Origin of the sequence: Mycobacterium gordonae (genome assembly GCF_017086405.1) — a bacterium.
Classification (GTDB): domain Bacteria; phylum Actinomycetota; class Actinomycetes; order Mycobacteriales; family Mycobacteriaceae; genus Mycobacterium; species Mycobacterium gordonae_D.
On sequence record NZ_CP070973.1, the window covers coordinates 6,012,966 to 6,027,509 of the forward strand.

Here is a 14,544-nt window from a genome sequence, read left to right on the forward strand (position 1 = left end):
TTGCGCGTCAGCTTACGCCCGCTTCGGTTAGATTTTGCGGACTTTATCAAATACGTGTGACCGGTGGTCATAAGAATTTCTCTTGAATTAGAATGTAAAGTCCGTGTACAAATGGCTTCGGCGATCCAATTTAATTGACGCGGGCCTTCCGCACGACAACTATCCCCACAATTGTGGCCGCACGCCGAGGATCCTGGCACGAAGCCACCACATCGCCTCGATCGCCCCGGCACCCAGCGCTCCGATGCCCAGCGCGACCGAAGTAACCCCCAGGTTCGACGTGTCCAGAAAGAACTTGTGCTGCGTCCACGGCAGGCTGAAGATCAGCACATACGCGAGTACGGATCCGATGACCAGCGCCAACCGCCACCACTCGTAGGGGCGGGCCGCAACCGCAAGTACCCAGACAGCGGTCATCAGCAGGGTGATCAGCGCCGCGGTGGACGCCTGGTCCTGCTGCACCGAGGATGCGTGACGGCCGTTATAGGCGGTTAGGTAGGTCGTGAACGTCGCGATGCCGACGACCAGTCCGGCCGGTAGCGCCGAGGTCAGCACCCGCCGGACGAAACCCGGGTACGCGCGCTCGTGGTTCGGCGCCAACGACAAGATGAATGACGGGATGCCGATGGTGAACCAGGCCGCGATAGTCACGTGGATCGGCTGGAACGGGTAGAGCAAGGGCTCGGCCCCCAAGGGCTTCGCAAGTAAGCACTCGATTCCCACCAGCAAGGCGAGCAGTGCGGAGTAGACCGTCTTGGTCAGAAAGAGACTGGCGACGCGCTCGACGTTCCCGATCACCCGCCGGCCCTCGCCCACGACGAACGGCAGAGTGGCGAATTTATTGTCCAGCAACACGATCTGTGCCACCGCACGCGAGGCTGGACTGCCCGCGCCCATCGCCACACCGATATCAGCGTCTTTGAGGGCCAACACATCGTTGACGCCGTCTCCGGTCATCGCGACTGTGTGGCCATGTGATTGGAGGGCATGCACGATGGCCCGTTTCTGGTCCGGCCGCACCCGACCGAAGGTGTTGTGCGAGTCCAGCACGTCAGCCAGTTCCGCTTGGTCGACGGGCAGCCGGCGTGCGTCCATCGCCTGACTGTGCAAACCGAGCTTGTCCGCCACCGCTCCAACCGACACCGCGTTGTCGCCGGAGATGACCTTCACCGACACTTTTTGCGCCGCAAAGTATTCCAGCGTCTCGCGAGCATCGGGACGCACTTTCTGCTCCAGCACCACCAGGGCCGCCGGCGTCACGTCGCCCGGAGCCGCGGCATCGTCTACCGAAACTCTTATCGATCCCAGCAACAGCACCCGCAGCCCTTGGGCGGCCAGCCGTTCTGCCTGCTCGGCCGCCGCCGACTGCGGATCGAGCAGAACATCGGGTGCGCCGATCACCCAGTTGCCGTGATCACCGAACGACACGCCACTCCACTTGGTCGCCGATTTGAATGGCGCCGTCGCGGTCGGGGTCCAGTCGGGTTTCGCGCCGTATGCTTCGAATATCGCCAGCATGCTGGCATTCGGGCGCGGGTCGGCCGCGGCGACTGCGGCGAGCGCCTCGGCGACACGGTCCCTCGCGGCGTCGAGTTCCCGGACTTCAGCCACGCGCATACCGGTTTCGGTCAGCGTGCCCGTCTTATCCGCGCAGACCACGTCGACCCGTGCCAGCCCCTCGATCGCTGGCAATTCCTGAACGAGGCATTGCCGCCGCCCGAGTCGCACGACACCGACGGCGAACGCGATCGACGTCATCAGCACGAGGCCCTCGGGCACCATCGGGACCAGCGCCCCCACCATGGCCAGCACCGACTCGCGCCACCCGGCGTTCGTGGTGAACAGCTGGGTGTAGATGGTCAGCAGCCCGACCGGGATCAGGAGGTAGGTGATGAACTGCAGTATCCGGTTGATGCCGTTGCGCAGTTCGGATTTGACCAGGGTGAACTTGCTGGCCTCGGCGGCGAGTTTGGCGGCGTAGGCATCGGCGCCCACCTTCGTGGCACGGTAGGCTCCCGTGCCGGCGACCACAAAACTGCCCGACATCACCTTGTTTCCAATATCTTTGGCGATCGAATCGGCTTCACCTGTCAGCAGCGATTCGTCGACCTCCAGGTTCTGCTCTTCGAGCACCTCCCCGTCGACCACGATCTGATCGCCCGGACCGAGTTCAATGATGTCGTCGAGCACCACTTCATCGGGGGACACGGTGACCGTGCCGGATTGCCTGCGTACCAGAGGTTTTGCCTGACCGACGATCGCCAGTCGGTCCAGGGTCTGCTTGGCGCGGATCTCCTGGACCATGCCGATCACGCTGTTGGCGACGATGAGCATGCCGAACAAGCCGTTGATCAACGATCCGGTGAGCAGCACGATGCCGAACAGCACGCCGAGGATCGCGTTGATCCGGGTGAAGACGTTGGCCCTGACGATCTGGGCGATGCTACGGGTGGCGCGCTCGGGAACGTTGTTGCTTCTCCCGTCTGCAATCCGTTGTGCCACTTCGGCATCGGTGAGACCGGTCATCGGGTGAAGGTTCCCAGATCATTGGCGTCGAAATATTCGAGCTGCAGCGCGTTTCCGGAGAAGACCGCCTTGGATATGGATCCGGGCAGGGCGTTCTCGGTGGATAGCGGGAAGGTGAAAGTGTCTCCGTCCCAGTGCGTCAGATTGAATATCTGGCCTTTCGGGCCGAGCGCCAGTTGCAGCTGGCCGTCGCGGTCGGTCACGGTGGCCGGTCCCCAGTAGTCGTTGTTGTAGACGCCGGCGTAGTCGCCGAACGGCCGGGCCGGCGCGGGACTCACCGGGGGCTGCTTGCCGACGAGGGTGCCGTCGGGGTTGTTCATCGGCGCGAGCTGCTGGCGGTACAGATTCGCCCAGTCTTCCCGTACCTGGCCGTACTGAACCAGATCCATGAACTCGGCGTTCAGCGCCTCCGGAATCCCGTAGGGCGCGGCGTTGGTCAGGGCGATGATGCCGATGTCCTCGGACGGCATGACAGCGAAATTCGTTGCGGCGCCGAGCCCGAAGGCACCCGAGTGGCTGTACATCGTGCGCCCCGACGAGGTCACCGAGGTATTGAAGCCGTGGCCGTAGGTGCCGGCCCGGGCGTTCGGGTTGCGGGCGGCGGTCGAGATGACCTGCGGGGTGATGGCGGGTAGCAACGCTTCCGGTGAGGTGATCCGCTGGCCGTTGTAGGTGCCGCTGGCCATCACCATGCTCAGCCAGCGCGCCATGTCATTGACCGACGAGCTCACCCCGCCGGCCGGCGTCTGGGGGTCGGGATCGCGCTGAAATCGCGCTTCCCACTTGTCACCGACTTTGATGTGGTTGACCGCGTGGTTGGGCCTGGCTAGGAAATCGGCGAACTTCGAACTGGTCGACGACATCCCCAGCGGGCGGTACAGCACCTCCTCGGACAGCTCCTCCCAGGGCTTACCGGTTGCGGCGGCGACCGCCTCGGCGGCTGCCGTCACCCCGAAGTTGGTATAGGCGTAGCTGATCCGAAACGGTGCCAGCGGCAGGTACTTCAACCGCTCCAGCACCTGTTGGCGGTCATAACCCAGATCTTCCAGCGCGTCACCGGCGTGGTCGGGCAGACCCGAGCGGTGTGAGTACAGGTCGGCGACGCTGACGTGTGTCGTGACATACGGGTCGATCAGGGAGAAGCCCGGCAGCTTGGTCACCACGGGTGTGTCCCAGGTGACAGTGCCTTCGGTCACCTCATGTGCCACCACGGTTGCTCCGACCGACTTGGATATCGACGCCAGCTGAAAGACGGTGTCGGCGTTGACTTTATTGTCCGGGTCGTCCGCCCTACTGGCATCCCTAATACCGAATCCTTTGGCGTACAACGTCTTTCCGCCGTGGACGACCGCTACGGCCATTCCCGGGATGCCGGAGTTCTTCATCAGCTCGGCCACCAAGCCGTCGACTTTGGCAACCGCTTCGTCGATACGACCGGCCGGGATCTGCACTCCGGACACCTCGTTGGGCGGCACCTGCGTCGGTGCCGGCGAGGGGGTGGCGACCGGCCGGGAGGGCCCGCATCCGGTCAGCACGAGCAGCATCACCAGGACTGCGGCTGCGGCCGCGGATTTCGTCATGGCCGCACTCTAGCCCGGCGACGATGCGCGCCCGATAGGCGCGAGGAGGAGCCGGGCACATTCCACGCCAGCCCGGCGACGATGCGCGCCCGATAGGCGCGAGGAGGAGCCGGGCACATTCCACGCCAGCCCGGCGACGATGCGCGCCCGATAGGCGCGAGGAGGAGCCGGGCACATTCCACGCCAGCCCGGCGACGATGCGCGCCCGATAGGCGCGAGGAGGAGCCGGGCACATTCCACGCCAGCTCCTTTACAGGCGCCACCACGGGTTGAATCGCAGCGCGCCTATCGTGTCGATGCGCTGACCCGGTAACGGGACGGCCACCTGGACGCCATCCGGCTCGGCGGCTTTGAGCACCCGCTCGACCGGCTCCGCCCACGGGTGCGGCGCCAGGCGGAAAGTGCCCCAGTGGATCGGCACCAGCAACCCAGAGCCCGAATCGGTGACGTCCAGGTGTCCCCGGACCGCCTCTTCGGGATTCATGTGGATATCGGGCCACGCTGTGTTGTACGCGCCGATCGGCATCAGGGTCAGGTCAAACGGTCCATGGTCAGAACCGATCTGAGCGAAGCTCTTGGTGTAGCCGGTGTCGCCGCCGAAGTAGGCACGGTGGCGCGGGCCGATGAACGCCCACGACGCCCACAGCGTGTTGTTGCGGCTCAAGAAGCGCCCCGAGAAGTGCCGGGCCGGCATGCAGACAATGGTCAGCTCGTCGATCTGAGCGCTCTGGTTCCAGTCCAGTTCAACGATGCGCTGCTCCGGTATCCCCCACGACCGCAGGTGGGCCCCTACCCCGAGCGGCACGAAGAACGGCGCACGTTGGGTGCGAGCCAGTGCCCGCACGGTGTCGATGTCGAGGTGGTCGTAGTGGTCGTGGCTGATCACCACCGCGTCGACCGCCGGCAATCCCTCCAGCAGCACCGGCGGCGGATGCAACCGCTGCGGGCCCACGACGTCCGACGGTGAGCACCGGTCGCTCCACACCGGATCGGTCAGCACGCGATACCCGTCGATCTCCACCAACGCCGTCGAGTGCCCGAACCAGCTCACTGCCAACTCAGCGGGTTCTCCCTGATAGATCGACGGAGAAGCCAACGGGATCGGCTTGGCGGGCAGGCTGGCGCCGCGATTCCCGATCAACTCCCACGCGATCTGCCGCATCTCCTCGCGGTTGATCACGTACAGCGACGACGGGTCGAGATTGACGAACACACCGTCCTGGTAGTTGGGCGAACCCGTAGCGACGGCGGCGATCGCGCCAGGGTCGGCGCCCAGCGCCGCGGGCGCGCCGTGCAGCGCCCGCAACAACCAGCCACCCGCCGCCAGCGAGACGGTGCCGCCAGCCAGTCGCAGCGCCCGGCGCATCATGACAGTTACGCCCCCTGAAAGTTCGGCGGCCGCTTCTCGATGCGAGCGACCTGCGCCTCGATCACATCTTGGCTGCCCCACGCCTTGTCGAACAGATCCTTGTGCTCGGGCCGCGGTTCTTCGATCGACCCGTCGTCGTTGAGTACCCGCTTGGCGTGCTGAATAGCCAGCGGCGCCAGACCGGATATCTCCGCTGCCCATGCCTGTGCGTCGGCGACCGTGCCGATCCGGTTGGCCATCCCGGTCAGCAGCGCCACGTCTGCGGTCAGCTTCTCGGCGGTCAGCAGCATCGCCCGGGCCCGCCCGTGACCGACCAGTGACGAGAGCCGGCGGATACTCCAGTTATCCAGCGCGAGACCGTATTTGGAGGTCGGAAATTGAAAGAAGGCGTCCGCGTCGACGACCCGTAAGTCACACTGCATGGCCAACTGCAGGCCGGCGCCGATGGCAGGTCCGTTGATGGCGCCGATCACAGGGACCGGAACCGCGTCCATGACCCGGTGCAGCTCGACCAGACGGTCGGGGTAGTCGGCGGCGAAGGCATCGCCGGAGAGGTCCGCCCCGGCGCAGAACGCGGTGCCCTGGCCCGTCAGCACGACGGCACGGGTTTCTTCGCCGCTGGCTTTGACCAGAGCTTCCCGCAGTTCCTCGACGAGCTGGGAGTTCAGGGCATTGCGCCGCTCGGGCCGCTGCAGCTCGATAGTCATGACGGCTTCGGTCTGGGTGATACCGATCATGGGGGCCAGGATATATAGCCTCGTTCCTGTGGGCCGGATCACGACCGATCAACTCCGCGACGCGGTGCTCGACGAGGGCTCTTTCGTCAGCTGGGACGTCGAGCCGGTCGCGGTGCCGCTGTCCGAGACCTATGCACGCGAGCTGGCCGATGCGCGCGCCTCCAGCGGCCGCGACGAGTCGGTGTCGACCGGCGAGGGTCGGCTGTTCGGTCGCCGGGTCGCGGTGGTGGTCTGTGACTTCAGCTTTCTCGCCGGCTCGATCGGCGTGGCGGCCGCCGAACGGATCACCGCCGCCGTGGAGCGTGCCACGGCCGAGCGGCTGCCGCTGCTGGCATCGCCCAGCTCCGGTGGCACCCGCATGCAGGAGGGCACGGTGGCTTTCCTGCAGATGGTGAAGATCGCCGCGGCCGTCCGGCTGCACCGGCAGGTCCATCTCCCCTATCTGGTCTACCTGCGCGATCCGACCACCGGTGGGGTATTCGCGTCCTGGGGTTCGCTGGGCCATGTCACCGTGGCGGAGCCTGGCGCGCTGATCGGGTTCCTCGGTCCGCGGGTGTACGAATTGCTCTACGACCAGCCATTCCCAGCCGGTATCCAAACCGCGGAGAATCTGCAGCAGTACGGGGTGATCGATGGCGTGGTCGGCCTCGCGGATCTGCGGGCCACCGTGCACCGCGCGCTGACGGTCATCGCGGACGCCCCCGAGCCACCGCCGGCACGTCCGCTTCCCGAGCCGGTTGCCGATGTGCCCGCCTGGGACTCGGTGCGTGCTTCACGTCGCGCCGACCGACCGGATGTACGCCACCTGCTGCGGCACGGCGCCACCGACCGGGTGTTGTTGTCGGGCACCGGTCAGGGCGAGGCGGCAACCACACTGCTGGCGCTGGCCCGTTTCTCAGGTCAGCCGGTGGTCGTTCTCGGGCAGCAACGGATCGGCGGGGGCAACATCGTCGGGCCCGGCTCACTGCGTGCGGCCCGCCGTGGCATGGCTCTGGCCGCGGAGCTTCGTCTGCCCCTGGTACTGGTGATCGACACAGCAGGTCCGGCGCTATCGGCCGAAGCCGAGCAGGGCGGGCTGGCCGGCCAGATCGCCCAGTGCCTGGCCGAGCTTGTCACCCTGGACACGCCCACGGTGTCGGTGCTGCTAGGACAGGGCAGCGGCGGGCCGGCGCTGGCGATGGTGCCGGCCGACCGGGTGTTGGCGGCTCTGCATGGCTGGTTAGCGCCGCTGCCGCCGGAGGGGGCGAGCGCGATCGTCTTCCGCGACACCGAGCACTCGGCTGAACTTGCTGCCGCACAAGGCATTCGGTCGGCAGATCTGCTGGCATCGGGCATCGTCGACGCGATTGTCCCCGAGCATCCCGATGCCGCCGACGAACCCGTCGAGTTTTCCCGGCGACTGTCGACGGCCATTGCCGCCGAAGTCCACACACTGCGCGAGACACCCGCTCCGCAACGTCTGACCGCACGGTTGACGCGCTACCGCCGCATCGGGTTACCCGGTGCTCAGCCGTCCACATAGCGCTGGATCGTCGGGCCCAGCCACTCGATCACCTCGTCCTGACTCAGATCGACGACGGGCTGTAGCCGTAACACGAAGCGGCACAGGGCCAAACCCAAGATCTGGGTGGCGATCAACCCAGCCCGTTTCGCGGCCTCGCCGGACGGCACCCAGGACGCCACCAACGGCTGCAGCTGGATACCGAAAATCTCCCGCATCCGTTGCGCCGCGTCGCCATTGGTGGCGCTCGAGCGCAGCAGGATCACCAGGGCGTCGTCACCGCCCTCCCAGCGCCGCAGGAAATGGCCGACCAGCAACCAGCCGAGCCGATCCCGGTCGGCCGCCGCGAACTCGGGCAACTGCAGATCGAACTCGGCGGCGGCGGCGAACAGTTGATCCTTGTTGCCGAAGTACCGCATCACCATCGCGGGATCCACGCCCGCGTCGGCAGCGATCGCCCTGATGGTGGCCGCCTGAAACCCCGCGGTCCCGAACCGTTCGCGGGCCTTCGCCAAGATCACGGCCTTGGTTTGCGCTGACGATCGTCTCATGTCAACAACCGTAGGCCAACAACTGTTGACATACTTTCACCGCCACGCGCATTATGGACGATATCAACAATTGTTGACTTAGCTGCATGAAGGAGAACTCGCCATGAACGACACCGATGTCCTGGTTGTCGGCGCCGGACCCACCGGTCTCACACTGGCCGCAGCACTGCTCACCCGGGGCGTCGACGCGATGGTGGTCGACAAGCTGCCGTCCGGTGCGAACACTTCGCGCGCGGCCGTGGTGAACGCCCGCAGCCTGGAATTGCTTGAAGACCTCGACGTGTCCCGGCGCCTGGTCAAGGCCGGGCTCGCCGCGCCGCGATTCACCATGCGCCAAGGTTCAGCCGTGCTGATCTCCGTCGACTTCAGCGGACTTCCGACGCCCTACCCGTACAGTTTGATGATCCCGCAAGCCGACACTGAGCAAGTTCTGGAGGATCGGCTTAATGAACTGGGCGGCAGAGTAATTCGGCCCAAGTCACTGTGCCGACTCAGCCCGGACGCGACCGGTGTCACGGCAAGATTCGACGACGGAGACAGCATGCGCGCGGCCTACGTCGTCGGTGCCGACGGCATGCACAGCACCGTCCGCCATCACGCCGGCATCGGCTTCACCGGCGGCGAATTCGCCGAGACCTTCACACTGGCCGACGTGCACATCGCCGGCAATGCTCCGGATGACGAAGTCATCCTCTTCTACGGAAATGAGGGCCTCACCGTCCTCGCGCCGCTTCCCGACGGCATCCACCGCATTGTGGCGCCGGCGGCGCGGGCACCCCGGGTACCGACGACGGAGTTCGTGCAGAATTTGCTGGACAGCCGCGGCTTCGGTCCTGGTCGCACCATGGTCAAGGAGTTGGTCTGGGGCTCGCGCTTCCGGATTCAGCATCGCGTCGCGGACACCTACCGGGCCGGTCGGCTGTTGCTCGCGGGCGACGCCGCGCATGTGCACAGCCCCGCCGGCGGTCAGGGGATGAACTTGGGCATCACCGACGCCGTCGCACTCGCCGAGGCGCTCACCCAGGGTTCAGACGCCGCGCTCGAGGCCTACAGCACGAGCCAGCGGGCACGGGCGCGGCAGGTGCTCAAGCTGACCGGGCGGCTGACAAAGGTCTCGACCATGCCGCGCCCGCTGCGCCCGGTGCGCAATTCGGCGATGCGACTGGCCGCACACGTACCGGCGGTGCGACGGCAACTGGCGTGGCGGTTGAGCGGCCTGGTCAACCGATGACCGGTCAGACACCTACCCGCGGGATCACACTGGGCCTTTGCTGCACCACATGAGGGGAAGCCCCGCCGCCGGCCATCGCTCGCCCGGGCATCCCGCTGTTGGCTCCACCGCCCGCCGGCATCGGCATCATCGGCATTCCGGCAGCTCCCGCACCGGCAGCCGCCTCGGCGTTGACAAGCGTCGCGGCGCCGGCCAGGTTAGTGCCGGGCAGCGCCGAACCCACCCGCGCGTCCGCCGTTGACCCGAGCCAGCCCTGCGGCACCGACAAAGTACCGACCGTCCGCGCCTGACCCAGACCCGCCGCCGCGCCGAACCCGGCTCCACTCGCCGGCCTGACCGCCTCCGCGGGCGCAATGGCGGGTAGATCCGACGCCTCCGCGTAGCCGGCCAGGGCGGCACTGCCCGCCGCCCCGCCGCCGCCCAGACTGGAAAGCGGCGTCAACGCCATGCCGACCGAGGTCGACACGAGCTGGACGCCCTGCGAGACCGCATCCAGCGGGATCGCCTGTGCGGCCACGACCGCCTGCGATGCCAACCCGGCAAGCTCGGCCGGCAGCGCGCTGAACGGCGTCAGCGAGACCGCCACCGCGACGGCATCCGCCAGATAGCCCAGCATGGCGACGACGTCTTGGACCCACATGTCGATGTACAGGAAGTCCGCGGCCGCAATCGCCGGCGTGTTCTGGCCCAGGAAGTTCGTCGCTATCAGTGCCAGCTGATGCAACCGGTTGGCCGTCACCTCCGCGGGATGCACGGTCGCAGTCCGAGCCGCCTCGTACGCCGTCGCCGCGGCTCGGGCCTGTATGGCGGCGACCTCGGCAACCGTCGACGAGGCGCTCAGCCACCCGACGAAACCGGCCGCGATGCCGACCATTGCCGTCGCCGCCGGGCCGGCCCACGAGCCACCGACCAGATCCAAAATCACCGAGTCGAATGAGGACGCCGATGCCTGCAATTCAGCGGCCAACCCGTCCCAGGCGGCTGCGGCGGAGAACAACGGTCCCGCCCCTACCCCGCCGTACATGCGCGCCGAGTTCACTTCCGGTGACAGCATCTCGAAACCCATCACGTCACACCTGCCTTCGTCGTCGACCGCCTCAAAACATACATTTGTGTATACGATGCGTCAACATATTTTTTGCTACTATGCATCCGATACTTCAATGGATCTACGAAGGCGACAGGGTCATGACGTCAGCGAGCACCGCGAAGGCGACGCGGGTAACCAAACGCCGCGCCGAAACCCGGGAGCGGCTCATCAGCGCCGCGATCGATGTCTTCGCCGAGAAGGGCTACGGCCAGGTGACCATCAAAGATGTGTGCGCGGCCGCCGGCTACACGCGAGGTGCGTTCTATTCACAGTTCGAAAGCCTTGAGGAGCTGCTGTTCGTCATCTACCACCAGTGGACGGCCCAGATCGCCGAAGAGGTGCGGAGCGCCGTCGAGGCCGGCGACCCCGTGAATGACCTACCCGCGATCGTGGCACGCATCGTGGAGACGCTGCTGCTCGAACGCGAGTGGCTGTTGATCAAGGTGGACTTGTTGGCGGTGGCCGCTCGCAATCCGGAGTTAGCCCAGCGCTGGTCGGTACACCGTGGCAAGTTGCGACTCACCATCGAGGAGCTGCTAGTCGCCCGGGGGATCGGGCTGCACGAGTCGGTCGCCAGCGCGAGCGACACAGCGCAAGCCATCATCGCCCTCTACGACGGCCTGGCCACCCAGCTGCTACTCGAAAACAACGAAGACGCCGCGCGCGCCCGGCTCATCCAGCTGCTCAACATGGTGCTGACGCCGGGGCGCGCCGACCCCTGAGTGAGCGTTTGAATTTTATTCAGGGACATTGCGCCCCCAATGTGGCACGTCACGTATCCGATGTGGCAATGTATCGGCTACATCTGGAATAGGGGTGCCCATGCCAACTGCAACCACCGCGGCCAAGCCACCGCGCGTCACCAAGCGCCGCGCCGAAACACGCGCCCGACTCATGGATGCGGCATTTCGGGTGTTCGCCGTAAAGGGCTACGGCCACGTCACCATTGAGGACGTGTGCGAAGCCGCTGGCTACACCCGCGGCGCGTTCTACTCGCAATTCGAAAGCCTCGAAGAGTTGTTCTTCCTGCTGTACGACGAGTGGGCGGGCCGCACCGCAGAGCAGGTCCGCGCCGCCATGGAGGGCGCCGACGCGGTCGTCGACCTGCCCGGTGTCGTGGAGCGCATCGTCGACACGCTGCTCCTCGAACGCGACTGGCTGTTGATCAAGTTCGACTTCTTGCTGTACTCGGCACGCAACCCCGAGCTGGCCCACCGCTGGGAAGTGCACCGCGCGCAGTTGCGCAAAGTCATCGAGGAACGACTGATCGCCAGCGGCATCGGGTTCCACAAGGCGATCGACAGCGTGACCGACACCGCGCGCGCCATCATTGCCGCCTACGACGGGGTCAGTGTGCAGTTGCTGCTTGACAGCGACCAAGCCGCCGCGCGTGCCTGGCTGACCCAGTTGATGAACGTGGTCCTCACCCGGGATTAGGCCCCCAAACACCCCTTTCGATGCGATACTGAATATGATACATTTGTGTATCGGAATCGCTTGGTGAGCGAACTCAGGCGCAGAAAGGCTGTCTCATGGACGCTGATGTCATCGTTATCGGTGCGGGACTGGCGGGACTGGTCGCCACCCACGAACTCACCCGGCGCGGCAAGAAGGTCGCCGTGGTCGACCAGGAGAACGAGGCCAATCTGGGCGGTCAAGCCTTCTGGTCATTCGGCGGCCTCTTCCTGGTCGACACTCCTGAGCAACGGGTGCTGGGGATCAAGGACTCCTTCGAATTGGCCTGGAACGACTGGTCCGGCAGTGCGGCATTCGATCGCCTCGACGACGAGGACGTATGGGCGGCAAAGTGGGCCCGCGCCTATGTGGAGTTCGCCGCCGGGGAGAAGCGGTCCTATCTGACCGACCTCGGCATCAGGTTCATGCCCACCGTGGGATGGGCCGAGCGCGGGGACCTGCGCGCCGACGGCCACGGCAACTCGGTTCCGCGCTTTCACGTCGCCTGGGGTACCGGCACGGGAATCGTTGAGCCCTTTGTCAATTCCGCCCTGGATGCCGCGCAGGACAACCTGGTGACGTTCTATCACCGCCACCGTGTGGACGAGTTGGTGTTCACCGACGGCGCGGTCACCGGGATCAAAGGCACAGTGCTGGCACCCGACGACGCGGTGCGGGGCGCCCCCTCCAACCGCGACGCCGTCGGCGAATTCGAGTTGTCGGCCCAGGCGGTGATCGTCACCACCGGCGGGATCGGCGGCAACCATGAGATGGTGCGGCGGTACTGGCCGGAACGGATGGGCACTCCCCCGTCGTCCATGATCACCGGCGTGCCCGAATACGTCGACGGGCGGATGCTCGATATCGCCCACGACAGCGGGGTCCGCCTGGTCAACCGGGACCGGATGTGGCACTACACCGAGGGCGTCCGCAACTGGGATCCGATCTGGCCCAAGCATGCCATCCGCATCATCCCCGGCCCCTCGTCGATGTGGTTCGACGCGCTCGGCCGACGGCTACCGGCTCCCTACCTGCCCGGGTACGACACCCTAGGCACGCTGAAGTATCTGCGCACCAACCCTGAGATCGCGAAGTATGACTACTCCTGGTACGTGCTGACTCAGAAGATCATCAAGAAGGAGTTCGCCCTGTCGGGTTCAGAACAGAATCCCGATATCACTGGCAAGAGCCTGATGAAGGTGCTGCAGCAACGCTTCTTCAACAAGGACGCCACCGGCCCGGTCGAGGCGTTCAAGGCCCACGGCGCCGATTTCGTGGTCGCTGACAACCTCGACGATCTCGTCGCGAAGATGAATGCCTTGACCGACGAGCCGCTACTGGATCCGGCCGGGATCCGCGCCCAGATCGAGTCCCGCGACCTGCAGATCGCCAACCCATTCTGCAAGGACGTCCAGGTGCAGGGCATCCGCAACGCCCGGCGCGCGCTGGGCGATCGACTCGGCCGGGTCGCTACGCCGCACCGCATCCTGGACCCCAAAGCCGGACCGCTGATCGCCGCCAAGTTGCACATTTTGACACGAAAGACGTTGGGAGGCATACAAACTGACCTGTCTTCTCGCGCCATGGACAACCAGGGTCAGGCCATCCCGGGCCTGTACGCGGCCGGGGAGGTCGCCGGATTCGGCGGCGGCGGCGTGCACGGATACAACGCACTGGAAGGAACGTTCCTGGGCGGCTGCATCTTCTCCGGTCGAGCCGCCGGCCGCGGCGCCGCGGACGATCTCCGCTGATCACCGCGCCTCCCACCACCCTAGCGCTCAATCAGGCAAGATAGGCGCATGGACACTGGTGTGAACTCACCTCGGGTCTTGGTGGTCGACGACGACTCTGACGTACTCGCCTCGCTGGAACGTGGGCTGCGGCTGTCCGGATTCGAGGTGTCCACCGCGGTTGACGGCGCCGAGGCCCTGCGCAGTGCCACCGAGACCCGACCGGACGCGATCGTGCTCGACATCAACATGCCCGTGCTGGACGGTGTCAGCGTCGTGACGGCACTGCGCGCAATGGACAACGACGTGCCCGTGTGCGTGCTGAGTGCCCGCAGCTCGGTCGACGACCGGGTCGCCGGGTTGGAGGCGGGTGCCGACGACTATCTGGTCAAGCCGTTCGTGTTGGCCGAGCTGGTGGCACGGGTACGCGCGCTGCTGCGCCGGCGCGGCGCGACCGCCACGTCGTCCTCGGAAACCATCACCGTCGGCCCGCTCGAAGTGGACATCCCCGGTCGGCGCGCCCGCGTCAACGGCGTCGACGTGGACCTCACCAAGCGGGAGTTCGACCTGCTTGCCGTGCTGGCCGAACACAAGACGGCGGTGCTGTCCCGCGCGCAGCTGCTCGAACTGGTGTGGGGCTACGACTTCGCCGCCGACACCAACGTCGTCGACGTCTTCATCGGTTATCTGCGGCGCAAGCTGGAGGCCAACGGCGGCCCGCGGCTCCTGCATACCGTCCGGGGTGTCGGCTTCGTGCTCAGGATGCAATGAGCG

General features: G+C 66.0%; 12 protein-coding genes. 6 read left to right on the plus strand and 6 right to left on the minus strand.

Annotation, left to right across the window (positions count from 1 at the left end; translation table 11 throughout):
* Nucleotides 1–159 precede the first annotated feature (159 nt).
* From JX552_RS25680 to JX552_RS25695, 4 genes are all read right to left on the minus strand, one after another.
* A complete protein-coding gene (locus JX552_RS25680) occupies nucleotides 160–2,526 on the minus strand; it encodes a cation-translocating P-type ATPase (RefSeq protein WP_205874603.1) in 2,367 nt (788 codons plus the stop codon).
* Nucleotides 2,523–4,106 (minus strand): serine hydrolase, encoded by a 1,584-nt coding sequence (locus JX552_RS25685; RefSeq protein WP_205874604.1) that lies wholly within the window; start codon nucleotides 4,104–4,106, stop codon nucleotides 2,523–2,525. Before JX552_RS25685 ends, JX552_RS25680 begins: the two co-directional genes overlap by 4 nt.
* Nucleotides 4,107–4,356: 250 nt before the next feature.
* The gene (locus tag JX552_RS25690) at nucleotides 4,357–5,475 is read right to left on the minus strand and encodes an MBL fold metallo-hydrolase (RefSeq protein WP_205874605.1); all 1,119 of its coding nucleotides are present in this window, start codon (nucleotides 5,473–5,475) and stop codon (nucleotides 4,357–4,359) included.
* Between the two features lie 5 nt (nucleotides 5,476–5,480).
* Nucleotides 5,481–6,212: an enoyl-CoA hydratase gene (locus JX552_RS25695; RefSeq protein ID WP_205874606.1), complete on the minus strand. Its 732-nt coding sequence runs from the start codon at nucleotides 6,210–6,212 to the stop codon at nucleotides 5,481–5,483.
* Nucleotides 6,213–6,240: 28 nt separating this feature from the next.
* On the opposite strand from JX552_RS25695, the gene JX552_RS25700 reads away from it, so the two are divergent.
* Nucleotides 6,241–7,734, plus strand: coding sequence for an acetyl-coenzyme A carboxylase carboxyl transferase subunits beta/alpha (locus tag JX552_RS25700; RefSeq protein WP_205874607.1), 1,494 nt, complete (start codon nucleotides 6,241–6,243; stop codon nucleotides 7,732–7,734).
* On the opposite strand, the gene JX552_RS25705 is transcribed toward JX552_RS25700, so the two are convergent.
* Nucleotides 7,719–8,264: a TetR/AcrR family transcriptional regulator gene (locus tag JX552_RS25705; protein WP_205874608.1), complete on the minus strand. Its 546-nt coding sequence runs from the start codon at nucleotides 8,262–8,264 to the stop codon at nucleotides 7,719–7,721. The genes JX552_RS25700 and JX552_RS25705 overlap by 16 nt on opposite strands.
* Before the next feature lie 103 nt (nucleotides 8,265–8,367).
* On the opposite strand from JX552_RS25705, the gene JX552_RS25710 reads away from it, so the two are divergent.
* Nucleotides 8,368–9,495: an FAD-dependent oxidoreductase gene (locus JX552_RS25710; protein WP_205874609.1), complete on the plus strand. Its 1,128-nt coding sequence runs from the start codon at nucleotides 8,368–8,370 to the stop codon at nucleotides 9,493–9,495.
* A gap of 4 nt (nucleotides 9,496–9,499) precedes the next feature.
* Here JX552_RS25710 and JX552_RS25715 read toward each other — a convergent pair whose 3' ends face one another.
* Complete coding sequence (locus JX552_RS25715) at nucleotides 9,500–10,561, minus strand: PPE family protein (protein ID WP_205874610.1); 1,062 nt, start codon at nucleotides 10,559–10,561, stop codon at nucleotides 9,500–9,502.
* A 122-nt stretch (nucleotides 10,562–10,683) separates the two neighbouring features.
* Between JX552_RS25715 and JX552_RS25720 the strand changes: the two genes are divergently transcribed.
* The 4 genes from JX552_RS25720 to prrA all read left to right on the plus strand — a co-directional run bounded on the left by JX552_RS25720 (nucleotide 10,684) and on the right by prrA (nucleotide 14,541).
* Entirely contained in the window at nucleotides 10,684–11,307 is a 624-nt protein-coding gene (locus JX552_RS25720; RefSeq protein ID WP_241010730.1) for a TetR/AcrR family transcriptional regulator, read from the plus strand.
* A gap of 100 nt (nucleotides 11,308–11,407) precedes the next feature.
* Nucleotides 11,408–12,022, plus strand: a complete 615-nt coding sequence (locus JX552_RS25725; RefSeq protein WP_205874612.1) for a TetR/AcrR family transcriptional regulator — start codon at nucleotides 11,408–11,410, stop codon at nucleotides 12,020–12,022.
* Between the two features lie 95 nt (nucleotides 12,023–12,117).
* Nucleotides 12,118–13,791 carry an FAD-binding dehydrogenase gene (locus JX552_RS25730; protein WP_205874613.1) on the plus strand — a complete coding sequence of 558 codons (1,674 nt, stop codon included), beginning with the start codon at nucleotides 12,118–12,120 and terminating at the stop codon, nucleotides 13,789–13,791.
* Between the two features lie 48 nt (nucleotides 13,792–13,839).
* Nucleotides 13,840–14,541, plus strand: a complete 702-nt coding sequence (gene prrA / locus JX552_RS25735) for a two-component system response regulator PrrA (protein ID WP_036364553.1) — start codon at nucleotides 13,840–13,842, stop codon at nucleotides 14,539–14,541.
* Nucleotides 14,542–14,544: the final 3 nt, after the last annotated feature.

Excerpts from the sequence above, each read along its gene's own strand:
- JX552_RS25680 (WP_205874603.1), bottom strand. The coding sequence starts at position 2,526 with ATGACCGGTCTCACCGATGCCGAAGTGGCACAACGGATTGCAGACGGG.
- JX552_RS25685 (WP_205874604.1), bottom strand. The coding sequence starts at position 4,106 with ATGACGAAATCCGCGGCCGCAGCCGCAGTCCTGGTGATGCTGCTCGTG.
- JX552_RS25690 (WP_205874605.1), bottom strand. The coding sequence starts at position 5,475 with ATGATGCGCCGGGCGCTGCGACTGGCTGGCGGCACCGTCTCGCTGGCG.
- JX552_RS25695 (WP_205874606.1), bottom strand. The coding sequence starts at position 6,212 with ATGATCGGTATCACCCAGACCGAAGCCGTCATGACTATCGAGCTGCAG.
- JX552_RS25705 (WP_205874608.1), bottom strand. The coding sequence starts at position 8,264 with ATGAGACGATCGTCAGCGCAAACCAAGGCCGTGATCTTGGCGAAGGCC.
- JX552_RS25710 (WP_205874609.1), top strand. The coding sequence starts at position 8,368 with ATGAACGACACCGATGTCCTGGTTGTCGGCGCCGGACCCACCGGTCTC.
- JX552_RS25715 (WP_205874610.1), bottom strand. The coding sequence starts at position 10,561 with ATGGGTTTCGAGATGCTGTCACCGGAAGTGAACTCGGCGCGCATGTAC.
- JX552_RS25720 (WP_241010730.1), top strand. The coding sequence starts at position 10,684 with ATGACGTCAGCGAGCACCGCGAAGGCGACGCGGGTAACCAAACGCCGC.
- JX552_RS25725 (WP_205874612.1), top strand. The coding sequence starts at position 11,408 with ATGCCAACTGCAACCACCGCGGCCAAGCCACCGCGCGTCACCAAGCGC.
- JX552_RS25730 (WP_205874613.1), top strand. The coding sequence starts at position 12,118 with ATGGACGCTGATGTCATCGTTATCGGTGCGGGACTGGCGGGACTGGTC.
- prrA (WP_036364553.1), top strand. The coding sequence starts at position 13,840 with ATGGACACTGGTGTGAACTCACCTCGGGTCTTGGTGGTCGACGACGAC.